Below are 18,181 nucleotides of genomic sequence, written 5' to 3'. Positions count from 1 at the left end.
CCGAATGATAATAAGAATAGTAAAAGAGGGAAGATATCAGACAAAGATTCAGTATGGGATCCATCCAGTGCGTTTGAAATCAAGCTTATAAAAAAGTAAAGAAAGGTAGCAGCATGAGCAAAACTCGCAAAGAGAAACAGAAATCTTGCAGATTTATTAAAAAGCATTTTTTGGGCCGCCTTTTCATCATTAATTCCTATATTATATGTATGATGCTGGCTGTTTGATCATTATTAATAAGGCTGTGCTAAACTTGCCTGTTGGTTTCAGCTCCAGCGTTCAGCGAACCGCGGGCGGTCCGAGGTTCCTCGGCGCATTACGCGCCTGTGGGGTCTCACCGTTGACTCTCTCTTCCCGCATGACTTTTAATAAGCTTCCTTGACACGAAGGTAGTGCGAATGCATTTTCGAAGATCCGCGCATTCAGCTCCAATCCACAGGGTGCCAAAATCAATAATGTGTTTTTAACATAGCCATTAATAAAAAAAGCAAACGGAAAATGATCCGTTTGCTTAAGGAATTAGCGATAGTTTACGAACTGGACATCAACAGTCAAATCTGCCTCTTTTACAGCGGCAATAATCTTCTGGAGATCGTCACGGTTTTTGCCGGTAACACGGACTTGGTCATCCTGAACCTGGCTCTTCACTTTTAAACCGCTATTCTTAATAAGGGTATTGATTTTTTTCGCATTTTCTTTATCAATACCTTGAACCAGCTTAGCTCTCTGGCGGACAGTTCCCCCTGAAGCTCCTTCAACCTTCCCATAGTCGAGGTTTTTCACAGGAATGCCTCTTTTAATCAGTTTGCCCAATAAAACATCCTTGAGCTGTTCAAGCTTGAATTCATCATCCGAAACAAGCACAAGCTCTTCATTATCCAGCTTTATCTCACTTTTGCTTCCTTTAAAATCATAGCGAGTGGAAATTTCCTTCATCGCGATATTAATGGCATTGGTTACTTCAGAAAAATCTACTTTGGATACAATATCAAATGAGCTCTCTTTAGACATGGCAGCCTCCTTGGACATAACAATTTTCATCTGAAAAGAAGTTTCGTTTTGCCGCGTTTCAACTGTCCGTAAAATTGGTAATTCAAGAAGAAAAACGGACAGTAAAAACCCGATAAGTTCAACTAACTTTTTGAAGGAAAAACACCTTCAAAAAGAAGTTTCACTTTACCGCGTTTCAACTGTCCGTAAAACTGGTAATTCAAGAAGAATAACGGACAGTAAAAACCCGATAAGTTCAACTAACTTTTTGAAGGAAAAACACCTTCAAAAAGAAGTTTCACTTTACCGCGTTTCAACTGTCCGTAAAACTGGTAATTCAAGAAGAATAACGGACAGTAAAAACCCGATAAGTTCAACTAACTTTTTGAAGGAAAAACACCTTCAAAAAGAAGTTTCACTTTACGTTCTTATTATAGTAAAATATAGCAGTTCAAACAACTTTAGGAGTTATAAGATCTTTTAAGGGAAAGATTTAATATAATGAATATTTGATGTACAGTGAATAAGACTTAATTTCAATAAAGGAGGAAACAGGAATGGCATTAGAGGAAAATTTGGGCCGTACTGCGAGGCTGACTGTATCAAGGCAAGCGGCATTTGGCTATTTTTTAACCGATGGAGAGGAAGGAGACGTTCTGCTTCATCAAAATGAAACTGAGGAGAAACTGGAAGAAGGCCAGGAGGTTGAGGCATTCCTTTATGTAGATTCACAGGGGAGAATCGCCGCAACAACGAATATTCCCGAAGTTCAGGTTGGTACATATGGATGGGCGCAGGTAAGTGATGTAAAGCCGGGCATAGGAGTTTTTATCAATATTGGTGTCCAAAAAGATATGCTCCTGGGTGAGGAAGATCTCCCTGTTCATGAATCTGTGTGGCCGAAAGAGGGGGACACTTTATACATTACGCTTCGTGTGAATAAGAACAACCGTATTTACGTGAAAATGGCTACCGATCCGGTTATAAGTGAAATTGCAGTAAAAGCAACAAGAAGCGATTTTAATAAAAATATACATGGGCATATTTACAGAACAGCTAAAGTCGGAAGCTGGATCTATACAGCAGAGGGCTTTAAAGGATTTATCCATGAATCCCAGCGGAAAAGGGAGCCGCGCCTCGGTGAAAAAGTTGAAGGGCGGATCGTGGACGTGAAGGAAGACGGAACAGTGAATGTTTCTCTCATTCCAAGAAAACATGAAGTGCTTGATGAGGATTCAGAAAGGATTCTATCCTATTTGGAAAACCGTAATGGTGCTATGCCGTTTGGCGATAAAAGCGCACCGGAAGACATCCAGGAACGTTTCCAGTTGAGCAAGGCTTCGTTTAAAAGGGCACTGGGGCGCCTTATGAAGGAAGGTAAGGTGTATCAGGAGGAAGGCTGGACATATCTGAAGAAAGACGGACAAGCATAAGCTTGCCCGTTTTTGTATTATAGATGATCTGTCTTTTTGGAATACTGGTTTTTTCCGGCTTTTCGGTTTTTCTCGCGCATCATATTTTTTTCGTGGCGCAGCGCATTATTGTCTTTTGCTTTTTTATCATTATCAGAAGTATGCGGCATAGTAAAAATACTCCTTTCCAATCTTAAGGTTTATTCTTCAGCATGATTGAAACTGAAGTACAACCTTATTGTCTGTCAGAATGGAATGGAGTATGTACGATTCAAATGAGGGTGTTTCTACAATTGGTTCTGAAAGAAAATAGCTATTGAACCTGGCCCGGTATGGGATCCAATGGCTGCGCCAATTGAAGTGATATAGACCTCTTTTGCATTTAGCTCGTCCATGATTAGAGTTTTCATCTCAAGAGCAGTTTCTTCATCGTCGGCATGGCTGATGCCAACTGTCTGATTTTCAAACGAGGCTCCACTGTCTTTCATCAGCTGGATAATCCGGCGAAGAAGTTTTTTCTTGCCGCGCAGCTTTTCAATCGGAACCAATTTACCTTCTTCCACATTTAAAAGAGGCTTAATGTTCAGTAGTCCGCCTAAAAATGCGGAAGCTTTTGAAACGCGGCCGCCTTTTGCCAAATACTCAAGGTCGTTGACTGTGAATAAACTCTCCAAGTGCTGACAGCGAAATTCTATATCCTTTTCAATATCTTCTTTAGAAGCGCCTGATTGAACTTTTTTCACAGCACCTTTTACGATTAATCCGTATCCGAGAGATGCAGCCTTCGAATCAATGATGGTTAAATTGAAATCCGGATATTTCTCTTTCACTTGTTCAAGGATCATCACAGCTGTCTGATATGTACCCGAAAGTTCGGAGGAAAAAGCGATATAAATGCCATCTTCATTCTGTTCCGCCATTTTGATGAACGTTTCTTCAAAAAGCAGCGGAGATACCTGGGAGGTCTTAGGCACTTGGCCTTCACGTATAGCTTTATAGACTTTTTTAGGTTCAATAGTTACTAAATCTTCATACTCCGTATCGTTTAAATGAACCTTTAGTGGAAAAAGTGTGACACCATTATCATTGAAAAAACTTATCGGCAAATCACACGCACTGTCAGCTAAAATTTTTACTGACATCCTCTTTCACCTGCTTTCAAACTATATGAGTTAAGTTTATAGAAATCAGCAAGAAAAAACAATGAATTGTGTTGGAATTGCCCATTTTGGGGTAAAGGAATAATAAGTGAATTTAGGGGGTTTACCATGGTTTGGTTAGAGACTAAGAAAGTATTTGTTGTATTAATTGGAGCGGTATTAAATGCAATAGCTATGAACTTCTTCCTGATACCCGCAAATGTTTATGCTAGCGGATTTACAGGTGTAGCTCAGCTGCTTTCAAGTGTATTGGGCAGCTTTGCCTCAACAGGTATTTTGCTTTTCATTCTGAATATACCTGTTACGATATTAGCCTGGAAAAAAGTAGGAAGGTCGTTTACAGTCTACAGTTTCCTTAGCGTATTTTTAATGTCGTTTTTTTTGGAAGTGATCCCTGTTATCCATGTTTCTAAAGACATTTTGCTTAATGCCGTTTTTGGAGGGGTAATAGCAGCTGTAGGAGTAGGGATGACACTAAAGTGGGGTGCATCCACAGGCGGGATGGACATTATTGCTATGGTATTGTCCCGGATGAAAGATAAACCCGTTGGTACATATTTTTTCACACTTAACGCCATCATTATAATAACGGCTGGATTTTTGTATGGCTGGGAAAAAGCGTTGTATACTCTTGTGACCCTTTATGCCTCAACAAGGGTAATTGATGCTATCCATACAAGACATGAAAAGGTAACAGCACTAATTATCACTAAAAAATCCGATGAAATGAAAAAGGCGATTCATGATAAGCTCGTCCGCGGGATTACAACGATCCCTGCAAAAGGTGCTTTCACAAACGAAAGCAAAGAAATGATGATGATTGTCATTACACGCTATGAGCTATATGACCTTGAGCGAATTATAAAAGATGTAGATCCAAGTGCTTTTACCAATATCGTACAAACAGCCGGTGTTTATGGTTTCTTCCGCAGGGATTAAATGACTGGAGGGATGCAGAATGCTGCGTCTATTGGCGGCTATGGCCATTTTTGTTCTTTCTGTACATTTACAAAGCACTGAAGCGGCTGGCAATCAGAAGCCGTTTGAATTTGAGGTTATACCATATGCTGGACCGGAAACATTAGAGATGGAAGTGGTTTTGAGAAATACTTCGAGTTACCCTTTGGGCTTTGAATTTCCAACTTCACAAAAGTATGAAATAAGCATAAACGATGAAAAAGGCAATGAAGTATACACTTATTCAAAAGGCAAGGCTTTTCTGCAGGCTTTGCAGACTCTTACTTTAAATCCTGACGAAAGCATGATTTGGAAGGAACATTGGAATTATGAGCATGAGGGCCAAAGAGTCTCTGAAGGGGAATATCATGTAAATGCAACTTTGCAAGCCAGGAAATTAAATGGGGAAACTTTAGTTACCAAAGAAACGGCTGAAGCCTCTGTTTATATTACGGAAAAAAACCCTTCATTCCGCCATGCAAAAGCCAGTGGTGAAAAGGGCAATTATATAGTTACGGGTGAAGCTCGCCCTGTAAGCGGGAAGCTTTACTATACGGTTGAAGACGGCCACAATGAACTAATTGCTGAACAGCCTATAAAAACAAATACGAAAGGCTGGGAGCCCTTTAAAATTGATGTGAGCATTCCAGCAGAGAAATTTCCCGATAGCGGGTCCATCGTTCTGCACTTGTATGAAAGAAGCAAAAAAGACGGCAGCATTATTCATTCTTTTCCTGTAGTACTGGAAAATAGATAAAAAGAAGCTGACAGCCAATATGGTGTCAGCTTCTTTTAATTAACGATTTTGCGGATCGTATTGCTCCAGCTCCTGCTGCATCTCACTCAACTGCTCCTGTTCAGCTGCAGTGGAATTCGCAAACGCGGAACTTAATGCATTTTTCGCGCGGGATACAGTTTCTGGCCCTGCAGAATCAGCATTTTTTGCTAAATCTACGTATTTTCTGGCTTCCTGAAATAATCTGTTTCCCATATTATATTCCTCCGAGGGATGATTCCTTCACATTGGCCAATTTTTCAGCTTCTGCCTCCGCATAGGTCATGTGGTACGGGATACGTTCATCATGCTTACTAACAGTATCAACACCCTGTTGAACGAAGCGTTTTGATTTATTACGTTTACCCATTCGAATCCCCTCCGTGAAAGAAGTTTGAAACAGCCTGGCTGCTTCATCCTTTAGTATGCTCTAAAGGTTTGTTTTCAAAAGGGGATTTAATGGCCGCGTTTCTAATTAATGCTTATGCAGTATTATAGCGCTTTTAAATTTAGTAAATCATTTAGATAAACACCAATACCATCTTCTTCATTGGTCAAGGTGATTTCGTTGGCAATATTCTTAACTTGATCAATGGCATTTCCCATCGCTATACCGTAGCCTGCATACTCAAGCATTTCCAGATCATTATCTTCGTCGCCAAAAGCAATAATCCGTTCGGGAGGTATTTGGAAATAGTCTGATGCTTTTTGCAAACCGACAGCTTTATTAAGGCCGGATTTCACGATTTCAATTACATGCCATGGTGCTGCCCAGCGCCTATGGTCAATGACTTCTGCATGCACGTCGGATAAGTGGCTTCTAATGGACTTTACATGTTCTTCATCTGTGTGGATCAGCATGCTAGTCGGATTATCATTGAGATAATTGCGCAAATCACCAGTTGTGATATTGGGATCTCCGAAGCCAAAGATATCTAAAAGTTTTTCATCATGATAGTGCAAATAAACATCATCAATGACTTCAGCAACAATATTATGGATAGTATAGCTGTTAACAGCTTCGACAATCTCTTTTGCTACGCTCATTTGGAGGGGCGTATGGTAAACTCCCCAGTTGCGGTCTTTTGGATGATGTATATATGCACCATTGAAATTTACGATAGGCGATGTAAGCCCCATTTCCCGGTAGTAAAGCTCACTGGAACGGAACGGCCTTCCAGTGGCAATCATGACTTCATGTCCATGTTCACGTGCCTTTTGAATAACCATTTTTGTTTTGTTGGATATGGTTTTATCATCTTTTAATAATGTTCCATCAAGGTCAAGTGCAATTAAATGTTTTTCTGCCATAAGATCTCCTTTTATTATCTGGATTTTACAGAATATTGACTCTGAACTTGAAATCCTGGTTAGCTCCAAGCGCTTTGTGCAGCTCTTCTTGTAAGTGTAATGGTTTGTGAAAAAAAAAGTCCACATGTTAAACTGAAAATATAGGAAGAATTTACAATCGAATCAACCTTCATCTTTTACAAATCATTATATATATATGTTACCAATATTATATTATTTTTGTAAAAAATTTCACTTTTCCTAAATATAAAAAACGCAGTTCTATACATGCAAGTTATTATGATTAAGGGACATTGTTTTGGGAGGAAGAGCTTTGGTTATTATAGAAAATAAGCACATTAAAGAAATTCCTGTGCTGGATTTGGCCAGGCAGGAATTAAGAGAAGATCAATTGCCTTTTATCATTTTTGTCCATGGCTTTACAAGTGCAAAAGAACATAACCTTCATTACGCCTACTTGCTTGCAGAAAAAGGTTTTCGGGTGGTCCTGCCGGATACATTGTATCACGGGGAAAGGTCAGCCGGCATGTCAGGCAACGATTTAAATTTCAGGTTATGGGATATTGTACTTAATACTATAGCTGAATTAAATATTATTAAGGAAGCATATGAAGATAGAAAGCTTATAGACCCTGAAAGAATAGGCCTTGTTGGAACCTCCATGGGAGGCATTGTTACATTGGGCGCCTTGACGCAATTCGATTGGGTCAAGACCGCAGTCAGCCTCATGGGTATGCCTTATTATGAAAAGTTTGCTCAATGGCAGCTGGATGAACTGCATAAAAATAATATTGAAATTCCAATGAATGAGGAAGAAGTTACTGATTTGATGGAAACCCTAAGAGTTCGGGATTTAAGCCTGCAGCCCGAAAAGCTTGGAAAAAGGCCGCTTATGTTCTGGCATGGCAAAAAGGATTCTGTGGTGCCATACTCATATACATACCAATTTTTTGAAAACATAGAGCCCCTTTATAACGATGCGCCTGAAAAGCTTCGATTTATTACAGATGAACAAGCCGGCCATAAAGTAAGCAGAGAAGGGGTACTTGAAACAGTAAAATGGTTTGAGACACATCTATAACCAACATTTTTTCAATTCTTTTAAATATTTGTTATGATAAAGCTAAAGTTAAAAGAAGGAGTGCTGTAAAATGGATCAGGATTTAAAAGATAGCATCATGGGCGCACTTGAGCTTGTAGTAGACCCTGAGCTTGGCATTGATATTGTAAATTTGGGCTTAGTCTATGATGTAAAGATGGAAGAGGAAGGCAAAGCGGTTATCGATATGACCCTCACTTCCATGGGCTGCCCTTTGGCTGGAACGATTGTGGAGCAAGTTAAAGCCTCTTTGGCGGATATTCCTGAAGTTAAGGATACAGAAGTTAATATCGTCTGGAATCCTCCTTGGTCAAAAGACAGAATGTCCCGTTATGCCAAAATTGCACTTGGCGTACAATAAAATAACATCCTACAAAAACAGCAGGCTGAAGCGCCTTGCTGTTTTTTTATTTTGAAAAAAGATGCCTTAAATTCTTTATCATGATTCATAATTGATTGGTGCCTGCTGGATGAACGAGCCTAGGCAGTTAAGTAATTTTTTGGAGGTTAATCAAGAGGAATAACCCCCAAAAAAAGGTAAAAATGGTTGGGGTATGGTCGTTAATCAACGGGAATAACGACCATATCAGTTAAGTATCTTGTTTTTCGTCGTTAATCACGAGGATTAACTCCCATAATTGGTTAACGGCTATAAGGTGTGGCACTAAACAACAAAGTTATCTTCCATCTCATACTGTCAGGTTTGATTTTTTGATCGTTAATGAACAGCCTTAATGACAATAGCCAACTAATATGCATCGAGTTTCGCTGTTAAAAGTAATAACCTTCTTTCAGTAGCTCATCCCCAGTTTTCCTGGCTCAGCTCTGTCACATCCCTGTCAATTTTCAAGAAAAGAACGTATATTTGTGAGATAGTTCACTTAATTACTATAAGAATTCCCCTATAATAACGATGCAAAGACAAAATATCGTTCACCTCAAATGCATTATATTGTAGAAGCTGCCTGGATTAGAGGTGGCTAAGGAGGCATCTATTATGGGATTCAGTAGAGATTTTAATAAAGACCCTTTTATTGTGATATGGGAATTAACAAGAGCCTGCCAGTTAAAATGCCTGCATTGCCGCGCCGAAGCCCAATACAGAAGAGATCCGAGAGAGCTCTCCTTTGAAGAAGGGAAAGCATTGATCGACCAAATATATGAAATGAATAACCCTATGCTTGTATTCACTGGTGGAGATCCACTAATGAGACAGGATGTATTTGAAATTGCCGAATATGCAGTAAAAAAAGGTGTCCGGGTTTCCATGACACCGAGCGCCACTCCAAATGTGACAAAGGAAGCAATCGAAAAAGCCAAAGAAGTAGGCCTATCTCGCTGGGCGTTCAGCCTTGACGGCCCCAATGCGGAAATCCATGACCATTTCCGGGGGACATCAGGTTCCTTTGATTTAACGATTGAAAGGATAAAATATTTGCATGAACTGGAGATCCCAGTCCAAATTAACACAGTTATTTCCCGTTATAATATTGATTATCTGGAGGAAATGGCTAAGGTGGTAGAGGAACTCAAATGTGTTCTTTGGAGCGTATTTTTCCTTGTTCCAACAGGACGGGGGCAGGAAAAAGATATGATTTCTCCTGTTGAGCATGAAAAGGTATTTACCTGGCTATATGATTTGAGCAAAAGAGTGCCATTTGACATAAAAACAACTGCTGCACAGCATTACCGCCGCGTGGTAATTCAGCAAAAAATGAAAGAAGCAAAAGCCCAGAACGAAGATATTCAATATCTCGATGCACTTACACAGCAAGGCTTAACTGGTTCAATTGATGGTTTGGGCAGGGCGCCAAAAGGAGTAAACGATGGCAACGGATTTGTTTTCATTTCGCATGTAGGGGATGTTTATCCAAGCGGACTTCTTCCGGTTAAAGCAGGCAACGTGAGGGAACAGCCACTTGACGAAATTTACAGGGAATCTCCAATTTTTAAAGATCTTAGAAATCCGGATAAATACAAAGGAAAATGCGGACAATGCGAGTTCCGTTATGTTTGTGGAGGATCCAGATCCCGTGCCTATGCCATGACTGGAGACTATTTGGAAAGTGAACCGTTCTGTGTATATATTCCAAAAGCACTTAGGAGGAAAGTGGAGGCCACTTAAGAAGAAATAAAAGAGTGCAGCTGAAATGGCTGCACTCTTATTCAATACTGCAGTATACTGCAGGACAATTTTCACAGCCAATTTCATTTTTTAAGTATTGCAGGTTCTTAACGACTATTTTTCCATTTAAGCTGGTAATGATATCGTCTCTTTTTAATTCGCTTAGAATCCGATTTGTACTTTCCCGTGAAGTTCCGCAGAAATTGCCCAGCTCCTGATTTGTGAGGGGGAGGTCAATCAGAATTCCTTCGTCAACCTTGAACCCGTAGCTGTTGGTCATCCTAATAAGAGTGGAATAAAGGGCGCCTTTCTTTCCGTTTAGGACTAGGTCCCTGAATTTTGTCTGTGTTTTGCGGAAATGGTCGCTCATCCATTTCATAAATTCAAAAGCAAGGCTGCTGTTTTTAAAGATTTCCCTTTCCAGCACATCCTTTTTAATAATAGCGATTTCACCCGCTTCAAGCACTAAAGCATTTAACAAATATTTAGGGGAGCTTGTAAAAAGGGTCAATTCACCAATGATGTCATTTTTTCCGCATATTCTAAACGTAAGCTCTCTTCCATCAGCAGTTATCTTGCTGATTTGAATTTTGCCGGAAAGAATGATATAGAGCTCATCAGCATCCATTCCTTCCTGAAATATATAGGAGCCTTTTTTTGTTTGCATATGCCGGTCTGCGAAGTGTAGAAGCTCCTTAATTTCAATGGAATGGGTTGGTTTTATGTTTGTCTGTGGCATGCTAATCCTCCTTTTATAAAAAAATCATTCTGTCTTTTTCCACAATAATACCATCTAAATAGTGAAAACATACCCGGTGTTTGTGTCTTAATTGTGGCATTTTTTTTCTGTTTCTTGAAAACGAAGATTTATCTGGCCGTTGCATCATCAAAAAAATTTAATTAACTTGTTAACATTAGGAGAGTTTTATGTTCTAATAGTAAAAGCCCTTAATTTGAGGTGTTAGGTTATTTCTGTTATTTTAAGGGAAAAGTTAAAATATAAATACCTTAAGTATGAACAAATTGACTAGTAAATAGATGATAAAAATAAAGTAAGTCACTCTTAAATGGAGTTGAACGCAATGGCTAAAACAATCATAAAAGACCAATTGAATAGACCTTTGAGAGACCTTCGCATATCTGTTATTGACCGCTGTAATTTCCGCTGCCAATACTGTATGCCGGCAGACATTTTCGGGCCTGATTTTGCTTTTCTCCCTAAAAGCGAGCTGCTTAGTTATGAAGAGATCGAACGGCTAGCCAAAATCTTCGTAAGCCTTGGAGTAGAGAAAATCAGATTAACAGGCGGAGAGCCCTTGATGAGAAAAGACTTGCCCAAACTTGTAAAAATGCTCTCGAACATTGAGGGGCTGAACGATATTGGGCTCACTACGAATGGTGTATTGCTCCCCAAACATGCCAAGGATTTGAAGGAAGCGGGACTAAAAAGGGTGAATATCAGCCTGGATAGCTTGGATGATGAACTGTTTGGAAAAATTAATGGACGCAATGTGGGTGTCAAACCCGTACTAAAAGGGATCGAGGCAGCAAAGGAAGCTGGACTTGGCGTTAAACTAAATATGGTCGTAAAAAAAGGGCTGAATGATTCGGAAATTGTGCCAATGGCCAAGTTTTGCAAAGAAAACGGATTGCAGCTCCGATTTATTGAATATATGGATGTCGGAAGCACAAACGGCTGGAAAATGGACGAGGTCGTCACAAAAAAAGAAATTTATGAAATTCTAAAGGAACATTATTTATTAGAACCAGTAGATCCTGATTATTTCGGTGAAGTTGCCAAGCGCTACCGATATAAGGGCACAGATCTTGATGTTGGATTTATTACCTCTGTTTCTGAATCCTTCTGTTCAAGCTGTACACGTTCAAGGCTTTCAGCAAATGGGCAAATCTTTACGTGTCTCTTTAATGGCGAAGGACACGATTTGAAGGAGTTTATGAGAAAAGGCGCTAACGATGAAGAAATGACAGAGCGCATTGTTAACATTTGGAACGGAAGAAAAGACCGATACTCCGATGAACGGACGGAAGAAACGATAGCCAACAGGAAAAAGATTGAAATGTCCTATATAGGCGGGTAATTTTTATAAAAAAGCCAGCTCTGCAAAGTCATGGAATTTTGGCTTAGCAGAGCCGGCTTTTTATTTTGGGCTATGTTATTAAAGCTCATTAATGATTTTGGTACTATGTTAATTGGAGCGGAAGGTAGAGATACTCGAAAATGCCTTCGTATTCTCTTCGTACGGTGTTTATTCGAGGATGCTGATTCAGTGTCCGGCGGGAAAAGCGGGTCAAAGGGAGACCCTGCAGACGCAGGGGGCGAGGAGCGTCGGACCGCTGCGGTTCGCTGAGCTTCTAAGCGGAAATCAACAGGTAAAGTTAGCTGGGCTTATTATGGAAGTAATTGAATACATTGCTAAAACTCATTGGCAAGTGTATAGGGAAATAAAAAATCTGCAGCTGGAAAACTCTGCAGATTTTTTATTTTCATTAAATATATCGAGGGAACAGTATGTTATTTTCAAGGTGAACATGCATAAAAGTCTGCCCTTCAAGGTCTTCCAGGCGCTTATATACAAGGCGGTAAGATCCGCAGGCATCTGCTGGTGGTGCAAAATCAGATGTAATATCCCGCAATTCTTTTAAAATCGCGCCGGCATGGTCATGTTCTTTTTCAAGTTCTTGTATATAGCTAATTATTTCTTCGCGATTTTCAGCAGCAGGATCCTCGAGCTTAAGCAGCAATGGAAAAACAGATTCTTCTTCCTTGGAAGTATGTTCAAGCAATTCTTTCTTAAGTTCAAAGAACAATTCGTGTACTCTTAGCAGTTCCTTATGGCTTCCGCCGTGAACTCTTGCAACCTTTGTAACATACGGACTCAGAAGCGAAAGCTCTTCCTCAAGCGGTCGATGGTATTGGTTGATGACATGTTCAATAATATCTTCTGAAGTGCTTTCCGTCCAAACCTTCAAATCATCTTTTGGTTTTTCTTTTTGAATTACCTCGTTTAACTCTTTTAAAAGCACTCGTATATCAGCAGATTGTTCAGCAGCGGCACGAAGCAATGGGATATTTCCTCCGCAGCAGAAATCAATGCGGTGGCGTTTGAACACATCACTTGTCTTAGGGAATTCGTTTACAATATCTTTTACAAGACGATCTTCTGTAAGTTGTATGGTCATTGAATGTTCCTCCTTTAATCTTGTGAACTATATCTTTAGAATAAAGGAAGACTGGCGGCAGGTTGGTGATGGTCATCACACTTGAAAGCTTTTTTAAAATTTTTTTACTCTAAAAGCATGCAGGCGAAGGAAAACGCTATGTGTGATGTTTGTCATGTTGGGCCATTTCATGTACGTTATAATAAAGGCTGTGTTCATGCTTATTTTTGATTTTGGCACCCTGTTGATTGGAGTGGAAGGGGCGAGATCCTCGAAAATGCATTCGCATTTTCTTGGTACGGTGTTTATTCGAAGATGCTAATTCAATGTCCAGCTGGAGGAGGATCACAGATCGCCTGAGGTTCGATGAGTCCATGGAGCGGAAATCAAAAGGTAAGTTTAACAGAGCAATAATAAAAGAAACAGAAAGAGGGCATTTTAGTCTTTTATACATAGGAGCTGATAATATGTTGGAAAAAAGAACTCCCATTCCGGTCGGGGAAGCAGTTGAAAGAATAATGGCTTATCAAAAAAGCGGAAGTATAGAATATGTTTCCATTAATGATAGCTTTGGCCGCTTTCTGGCAGAGGATTTAAAAGCTACCAATGATGTCCCCCATTTCGATAGATCGCCATATGATGGCTTTGCGGTCCGGTCAGCAGATACAAAGGAAGCTTCAATGGAAAATCCCATTGAATTTGAAGTAGTAGACCATATTGGTGCCGGACACGTAACCTCCAAACAGGTGGGCTCCTTTCAGGCTGTTAGAATTATGACTGGCGCGCAAATGCCTGAAGAATGTGATGCCGTTGTCATGCTGGAATTGGCAAAGGCATATGAGAAGAACGGCAAAAAGTATATGTCCATTAAGCGGACCTATAATCCTGGAGATAATGTTTCCTTTAAGGGGGAAGATGCCAAGGAAGGAGAATCCCTGGTCAAAAAAGGCACGAGAATTAATCCCGGAATACAGGCAATTCTCGCAACTTTTGGCTATGCTGAGGTTCCTGCTGCCCAAAAGCCTGTCATCGGATTATTTGCAACAGGTACGGAGCTTTTGGAGGTACATGAGCCATTGGAGCCGGGAAAGATCAGAAACAGCAATGCGCACATGATATCTGCGCAAATAGATAGAGCCGGGGCAGAGGTTATTTATTTCGGCAAGCTTCCGGATGAATTTGAAACCTGCTTCAATGCTGTTAAAGAAGCATTGGAAAAAGTGGATATGCTGATCACGACAGGCGGCGTATCAGTGGGTGATTTTGATTATCTTCCGGCCATTTATGAAAAACTTCAGGCAGAGGTTCTATTTAACAAGGTTGCAATGCGCCCTGGAAGTGTCACAACAGTTGCCCAGCATGAAGGCAAGCTGCTGTTTGGCCTTTCAGGAAACCCTTCTGCCTGCTACGTCGGATTTGAACTATTTGCAAGGCCAATCATCCGCAGGATGCTTTTTGCTGAGAAGCCGCATTTAAGAAAAGAAAAAGCTGAGCTTGTAGCTGAATTTCCAAAAGCAAATCCATTTACCCGATTCGTTAGAACAGCCCTGAATTATTCTAATGGAAGGCTTGTAGCTGCACCAAGCGGAGTTGATAAATCAAATATTGTCATGAGTCTTGCTGGCGCCAACTCATTAATGATCCTGCCAGGCGGTACAAGAGGCTATGGCAAAGGGGATGAAGTAGAAGTCTTATTGCTGGAGGACCATGAAGGAAGCGAATGGCCATGGTAAAGGAGCCTGTTATTATTCAGGTTTCCGGTTATCAAAACAGCGGCAAAACCACTTTGGCCATTAGATTAATCTCCGAATTAAAAAAAGCGGGGGCTTCCGTTGTAACCATTAAGCACCATGGGCACGGAGGAAAACCTGAGGTTCCTTCCGGGAAGGACGCTAGCAGACATATTGAATCAGGGGCATCGGCGTCACTAGTTGAAGGGGAAGGCAGGCTCCTTATCCAGGCGGAGAAAAAAGCTTGGAGCCTCGAGGAACAAATTAGCGTAGCTTCACAGCTTTACCCGGATATAATCATTATTGAAGGGCATAAGCAGGCTCCATACCCAAAAGTACTCCTTTTAAGGGATGCAGATGATCGGCACCTGCTTAAGCAATTAACAAATATCCAGGCAGTGTTTTACTGGAATGAGGAAGTGAAGATCCTGGAAGATGGGGATCCGCAAGTTCCATTTTTCAGTATCTATGATTCTAAAGGACCTGAGTGGCTCATTGATTATTTAAAGAGCAGGTTAAAGAGCAAGTCTTAAAATTTTTTACCCTCTGGCTTCAATGGCCCAGAGGGTTTTTCTGCATTATTGAACGTTCTGTGTCGGAGGAGCAGGAGTGATAAGCCTCACTTATTTCCAATGAGAGAAGTTATATAGTATAGGCAGAAAGCGATGGGGAGGAAGAATAGATGAAATTATTTTTGCCGAAACAGCATGGAGCTTGGGCCATGCTGATCCTGCCTTTTTGGCTGGGAGCGGCATCCTCTGAAATTATTTGGCCTCATATCCCCTTTTTTTTAGGATGGATATTATTATATCTGGCTACTTATCCGTCCCTTCTTTTGTTTAAAAGGAAAAGAATCACCTTTTATGCAAAATGGACAGCTATTTATATGGTGCCAGCCATTTTGCTGCTTTTAGTGCCTCTATTGACAAGGCCATCGATCATTGTATTCGGATTTCTCATGATTCCTTTTTTTATCATAAATGCCTATTTCTCATCGAAAAATCAGGATAGGGCGCTGGGAAATGACTTCAGTGCAATTTTTTCATTTTCAATAGCAGGCCTGGCGAGCAGCTATTTGCCCCATGGAGAATTTACAGCGTTATCCTGGACAGTATTTGCAGCTTCCGTTTTATTTTTTGCAGGCAGCACCTTTTATGTAAAATCAATGATTCGGGAAAAGAAAAAGCTTTCCTTTAGGTGGCTATCGTGGATTTATCATGCGGCAGTTCCGCTTGTTTGGCTGTCGATGGGGGAGTGGGTTGTGGCAGCAGCGTTCCTTCCCAGCCTCTACAGATCGATTGCATTTTATGGAAAGCCTTTTTCTCCTAAAAAAATTGGCATCTTTGAGATCGGAAATGCCGCTATTTTCTTTATCATGATTTTAATAGCCATGAACTAAAAAGAGCCGGCCCGATTAGGGCCGGCTTTTCTATTCAATATTGCAAATATCGACGGGGCAATCTTCACAGTTAATTTCCATTTTCAAATAATCAAGGTCAAGAATCGTAATGATACCTTTATTAATAGAAATGGCTCCTGTTTTCCGCAATTCGCCTAAAAGGCGATTCACGACTTCCCTGGAAGTTCCGCAAAAATTGGCCAGCTCCTGATTCGTAAGCGCCACATCTATTACAATTCCTTCCCGGGATCTGACCCCATAGCTATTGGAAAGGCGAATCAAAGTCGAATACAGGGCACCTTTTTTTCCGTGCAGGATCAAATCCCTGAATTTAGTCTGGGTTTTCCGATGCTGCAGGCTCATCCACTTCATTAGCTCCAAGGCTAGCTTGTTATCCTTGCTTAACTGAACCTCAAGTGTGTCTTTGTATATAACGGCTGCTTCTCCGCTTTCGGTTACCTTAGCATTTAACATATATTTTGGCGTGGAAGAAAACAAAGATACTTCGCCAACCAAATCTCCTTTTGTACACATACGGACTGTTAATTCACGGCCATCCGGAATAATTTTGCCTACCTGTACCTTTCCGCTCAGAACGATATATAGCTCTTTGGCAGCTGAACCTTCCTGAAACAAGAAACTGCCTTTTTCCATTTTTACTTTATGGTGAGCGGCAAGCAATAATTCTTTTAGCTCTGCTGATAACTCTCTCATTGGCTGCATGCTAAAACCACCTTTTCCCGAAATCATGTCCGTGGGAAAACGAACCTAGTCAGATAAGTAAACAAAATTATCGAACTTACTTTTGATTTAAAGGGAAAAATACAATGCCGTCAACCATTTCATCAATAAAAATGAAATCAGTATTTTAAGAATGTTTAAAACTTCAGGAAAATAGGTTGCAATTTTTTACCGAAGTTTCTATAATAAGAGAAACACAAATTCATAAATATGTATGATATTGATTAAATATACAAAATGACAAGGAAGGGAGCAATTATGAACGTTTCAATTATCGGAACAACCGGATATGGAGGTGCGGAATTGCTCCGCATCCTGCAGCACCATCCTGAATTTAACATTAAATCAATCCATTCCACGAAGGAAGATCTCCCCATCTGGAGTGAATATCCGCATTTATATGGAATCATGGACAAAGCTTTACAAAAAATTGATCCCGATCAAATTGCAGAGCAATCAGAAATTGTCTTTCTGGCTACACCATCAGGGATATCAGGCAAACTGGCAGAGGAATTCTCGGGGAAGGGCATTAAGGTAATTGACCTTTCCGGTGACCTAAGAATTCCTGCAGATGAATATCTTGAGTGGTATAAACACGAGCCTGTTAACGAAATCCTTCTTGAAAAAGCTGTATATGGGCTTTCAGAATGGCATCATAAGGAAATAGCTGCGGCAGAATTAATTTCCAACCCCGGCTGTTACCCAACATCGACACTGTTAAGTCTGGCCCCGATTGTAAAAGAAAACTTGATAGACCCAACAGGTATTATCGTGGATGCCAAATCAGGGGTTTCTGGGGCAGGAAGGTCGCTTTCAAGAACTTCAAGCTATGCGGAAGCAAATGAAAATTTGCGTGTGTATAAGGTAAACCAGCATCAGCATACACCGGAAATTGAACAGCAGCTCATAGAGTGGAATGCCGGAATTAAACCCATTACCTTCACGACTCATCTCCTCCCGATTACAAGAGGGATCATGACAACCAGCTATGTACAATTAATAAAAGAATATGCTACTTCACAGATTCTTGAGCTATACCAGTCAGTGTACGAGAAACATCCATTCATACGCATACGGCCGGAAAATACTTTTCCTTCTGTAAAAGAAGTGGCAGGCTCCAATTATTGTGATATAGGGGTACATGTCGATTCCCGGACAGGAAGGCTGACAGTAGTTTCAGTGATTGATAATTTAATGAAGGGGGCAGCAGGGCAGGCTGTCCAAAATGCCAATATTATGAGCGGGCTGGATGAAGCAGCAGGTCTAGGCTTTGTACCGCTCTATCCATAAGGAGGAATAGCA

General features: G+C 40.6%; 21 protein-coding genes. 12 read left to right on the top strand and 9 right to left on the bottom strand.

The annotated features are described in order from the left end of the window. Positions 1-519: 519 nt before the first annotated feature. A complete protein-coding gene (locus DFO73_RS13975; protein WP_110065368.1) occupies positions 520-1,011 on the bottom strand; it encodes a YajQ family cyclic di-GMP-binding protein in 492 nt (163 codons plus the stop codon). A gap of 130 nt (positions 1,012-1,141) precedes the next feature. On the opposite strand from DFO73_RS13975, the gene DFO73_RS28715 reads away from it, so the two are divergent. Both DFO73_RS28715 and DFO73_RS13970 read left to right on the top strand, forming a co-directional pair. Continuing rightward, positions 1,142-1,474: a hypothetical protein gene (locus DFO73_RS28715; protein WP_181396023.1), complete on the top strand. Its 333-nt coding sequence runs from the start codon at positions 1,142-1,144 to the stop codon at positions 1,472-1,474. A 73-nt stretch (positions 1,475-1,547) separates the two neighbouring features. After that, positions 1,548-2,423: a CvfB family protein gene (locus tag DFO73_RS13970; RefSeq protein ID WP_110065367.1), complete on the top strand. Its 876-nt coding sequence runs from the start codon at positions 1,548-1,550 to the stop codon at positions 2,421-2,423. Positions 2,424-2,440: 17 nt separating this feature from the next. On the opposite strand, the gene DFO73_RS13965 is transcribed toward DFO73_RS13970, so the two are convergent. Together DFO73_RS13965 and DFO73_RS13960 are read right to left on the bottom strand one after the other, a co-directional pair. Next, positions 2,441-2,572, bottom strand: a complete 132-nt coding sequence (locus tag DFO73_RS13965; protein ID WP_071976845.1) for a DUF3941 domain-containing protein — start codon at positions 2,570-2,572, stop codon at positions 2,441-2,443. 117 nt (positions 2,573-2,689) lie between these two features. Next, entirely contained in the window at positions 2,690-3,544 is an 855-nt protein-coding gene (locus DFO73_RS13960; RefSeq protein ID WP_110065366.1) for a DegV family protein, read from the bottom strand. 126 nt (positions 3,545-3,670) lie between these two features. On the opposite strand from DFO73_RS13960, the gene DFO73_RS13955 reads away from it, so the two are divergent. Together DFO73_RS13955 and DFO73_RS13950 are read left to right on the top strand one after the other, a co-directional pair. Then, complete coding sequence (locus DFO73_RS13955) at positions 3,671-4,501, top strand: YitT family protein (protein ID WP_110065365.1); 831 nt, start codon at positions 3,671-3,673, stop codon at positions 4,499-4,501. 19 nt (positions 4,502-4,520) lie between these two features. After that, positions 4,521-5,276, top strand: a complete 756-nt coding sequence (locus DFO73_RS13950) for a BsuPI-related putative proteinase inhibitor (protein ID WP_110065364.1) — start codon at positions 4,521-4,523, stop codon at positions 5,274-5,276. A 39-nt stretch (positions 5,277-5,315) separates the two neighbouring features. Here DFO73_RS13950 and DFO73_RS13945 read toward each other — a convergent pair whose 3' ends face one another. The 3 genes from DFO73_RS13945 to DFO73_RS13940 all read right to left on the bottom strand — a co-directional run bounded on the left by DFO73_RS13945 (position 5,316) and on the right by DFO73_RS13940 (position 6,605). Further along, positions 5,316-5,510 (bottom strand): DUF3813 domain-containing protein, encoded by a 195-nt coding sequence (locus DFO73_RS13945; protein ID WP_110065363.1) that lies wholly within the window; start codon positions 5,508-5,510, stop codon positions 5,316-5,318. 1 nt (position 5,511) lies between these two features. Next, complete coding sequence (locus DFO73_RS28710) at positions 5,512-5,664, bottom strand: hypothetical protein (RefSeq protein ID WP_181396022.1); 153 nt, start codon at positions 5,662-5,664, stop codon at positions 5,512-5,514. Positions 5,665-5,786: 122 nt separating this feature from the next. Next, complete coding sequence (locus tag DFO73_RS13940) at positions 5,787-6,605, bottom strand: Cof-type HAD-IIB family hydrolase (RefSeq protein WP_110065362.1); 819 nt, start codon at positions 6,603-6,605, stop codon at positions 5,787-5,789. A 313-nt stretch (positions 6,606-6,918) separates the two neighbouring features. On the opposite strand from DFO73_RS13940, the gene DFO73_RS13935 reads away from it, so the two are divergent. The 3 genes from DFO73_RS13935 to DFO73_RS13925 all read left to right on the top strand — a co-directional run bounded on the left by DFO73_RS13935 (position 6,919) and on the right by DFO73_RS13925 (position 9,829). Further along, on the top strand, positions 6,919-7,686 hold the full coding sequence (locus tag DFO73_RS13935; protein ID WP_110065361.1) for an alpha/beta fold hydrolase: 768 nt from the start codon (positions 6,919-6,921) through the stop codon (positions 7,684-7,686). Positions 7,687-7,756: 70 nt separating this feature from the next. After that, positions 7,757-8,065 carry a metal-sulfur cluster assembly factor gene (locus tag DFO73_RS13930; protein ID WP_110065360.1) on the top strand — a complete coding sequence of 103 codons (309 nt, stop codon included), beginning with the start codon at positions 7,757-7,759 and terminating at the stop codon, positions 8,063-8,065. Between the two features lie 636 nt (positions 8,066-8,701). Beyond that, positions 8,702-9,829: a TIGR04053 family radical SAM/SPASM domain-containing protein gene (locus DFO73_RS13925; RefSeq protein ID WP_110065359.1), complete on the top strand. Its 1,128-nt coding sequence runs from the start codon at positions 8,702-8,704 to the stop codon at positions 9,827-9,829. Positions 9,830-9,866: 37 nt separating this feature from the next. Here the strand turns inward: DFO73_RS13925 and DFO73_RS13920 are convergent, their stop codons facing one another. Beyond that, on the bottom strand, positions 9,867-10,568 hold the full coding sequence (locus tag DFO73_RS13920) for a Crp/Fnr family transcriptional regulator (protein WP_110065358.1): 702 nt from the start codon (positions 10,566-10,568) through the stop codon (positions 9,867-9,869). Between the two features lie 343 nt (positions 10,569-10,911). On the opposite strand from DFO73_RS13920, the gene moaA reads away from it, so the two are divergent. Next, positions 10,912-11,928 carry a GTP 3',8-cyclase MoaA gene (gene moaA / locus DFO73_RS13915; RefSeq protein WP_110065357.1) on the top strand — a complete coding sequence of 339 codons (1,017 nt, stop codon included), beginning with the start codon at positions 10,912-10,914 and terminating at the stop codon, positions 11,926-11,928. A 409-nt stretch (positions 11,929-12,337) separates the two neighbouring features. On the opposite strand, the gene ric is transcribed toward moaA, so the two are convergent. Then, the gene (gene ric / locus DFO73_RS13905; RefSeq protein ID WP_110065355.1) at positions 12,338-13,030 is read right to left on the bottom strand and encodes an iron-sulfur cluster repair di-iron protein; all 693 of its coding nucleotides are present in this window, start codon (positions 13,028-13,030) and stop codon (positions 12,338-12,340) included. Positions 13,031-13,476: 446 nt separating this feature from the next. Here ric and DFO73_RS13900 point away from each other — a divergent pair, with 446 nt between their 5' ends. The 3 genes from DFO73_RS13900 (at position 13,477) to DFO73_RS13890 (ending at position 16,138) form a co-directional block, all read left to right on the top strand. Beyond that, entirely contained in the window at positions 13,477-14,742 is a 1,266-nt protein-coding gene (locus tag DFO73_RS13900; protein WP_110065583.1) for a molybdopterin molybdotransferase MoeA, read from the top strand. Next, a complete protein-coding gene (gene mobB / locus DFO73_RS13895; protein ID WP_258309485.1) occupies positions 14,736-15,272 on the top strand; it encodes a molybdopterin-guanine dinucleotide biosynthesis protein B in 537 nt (178 codons plus the stop codon). The genes DFO73_RS13900 and mobB overlap by 7 nt, the downstream gene beginning before the upstream one ends. 149 nt (positions 15,273-15,421) lie before the next feature. Continuing rightward, positions 15,422-16,138: a YwiC-like family protein gene (locus DFO73_RS13890; RefSeq protein ID WP_110065353.1), complete on the top strand. Its 717-nt coding sequence runs from the start codon at positions 15,422-15,424 to the stop codon at positions 16,136-16,138. A gap of 30 nt (positions 16,139-16,168) precedes the next feature. Here DFO73_RS13890 and DFO73_RS13885 read toward each other — a convergent pair whose 3' ends face one another. Continuing rightward, positions 16,169-16,861, bottom strand: coding sequence for a Crp/Fnr family transcriptional regulator (locus DFO73_RS13885; RefSeq protein WP_110065352.1), 693 nt, complete (start codon positions 16,859-16,861; stop codon positions 16,169-16,171). A gap of 276 nt (positions 16,862-17,137) precedes the next feature. On the opposite strand from DFO73_RS13885, the gene argC reads away from it, so the two are divergent. Continuing rightward, entirely contained in the window at positions 17,138-18,169 is a 1,032-nt protein-coding gene (gene argC, locus DFO73_RS13880) for an N-acetyl-gamma-glutamyl-phosphate reductase (protein WP_110065351.1), read from the top strand. Positions 18,170-18,181 lie beyond the last annotated feature (12 nt).

The sequence above is a fragment of the Cytobacillus oceanisediminis genome (assembly GCF_003182355.1).
GTDB classification, from domain to species: domain Bacteria; phylum Bacillota; class Bacilli; order Bacillales; family Cytobacillaceae; genus Cytobacillus; species Cytobacillus oceanisediminis_A.
This window is presented reverse-complemented; position numbering and strand designations above follow the sequence as displayed.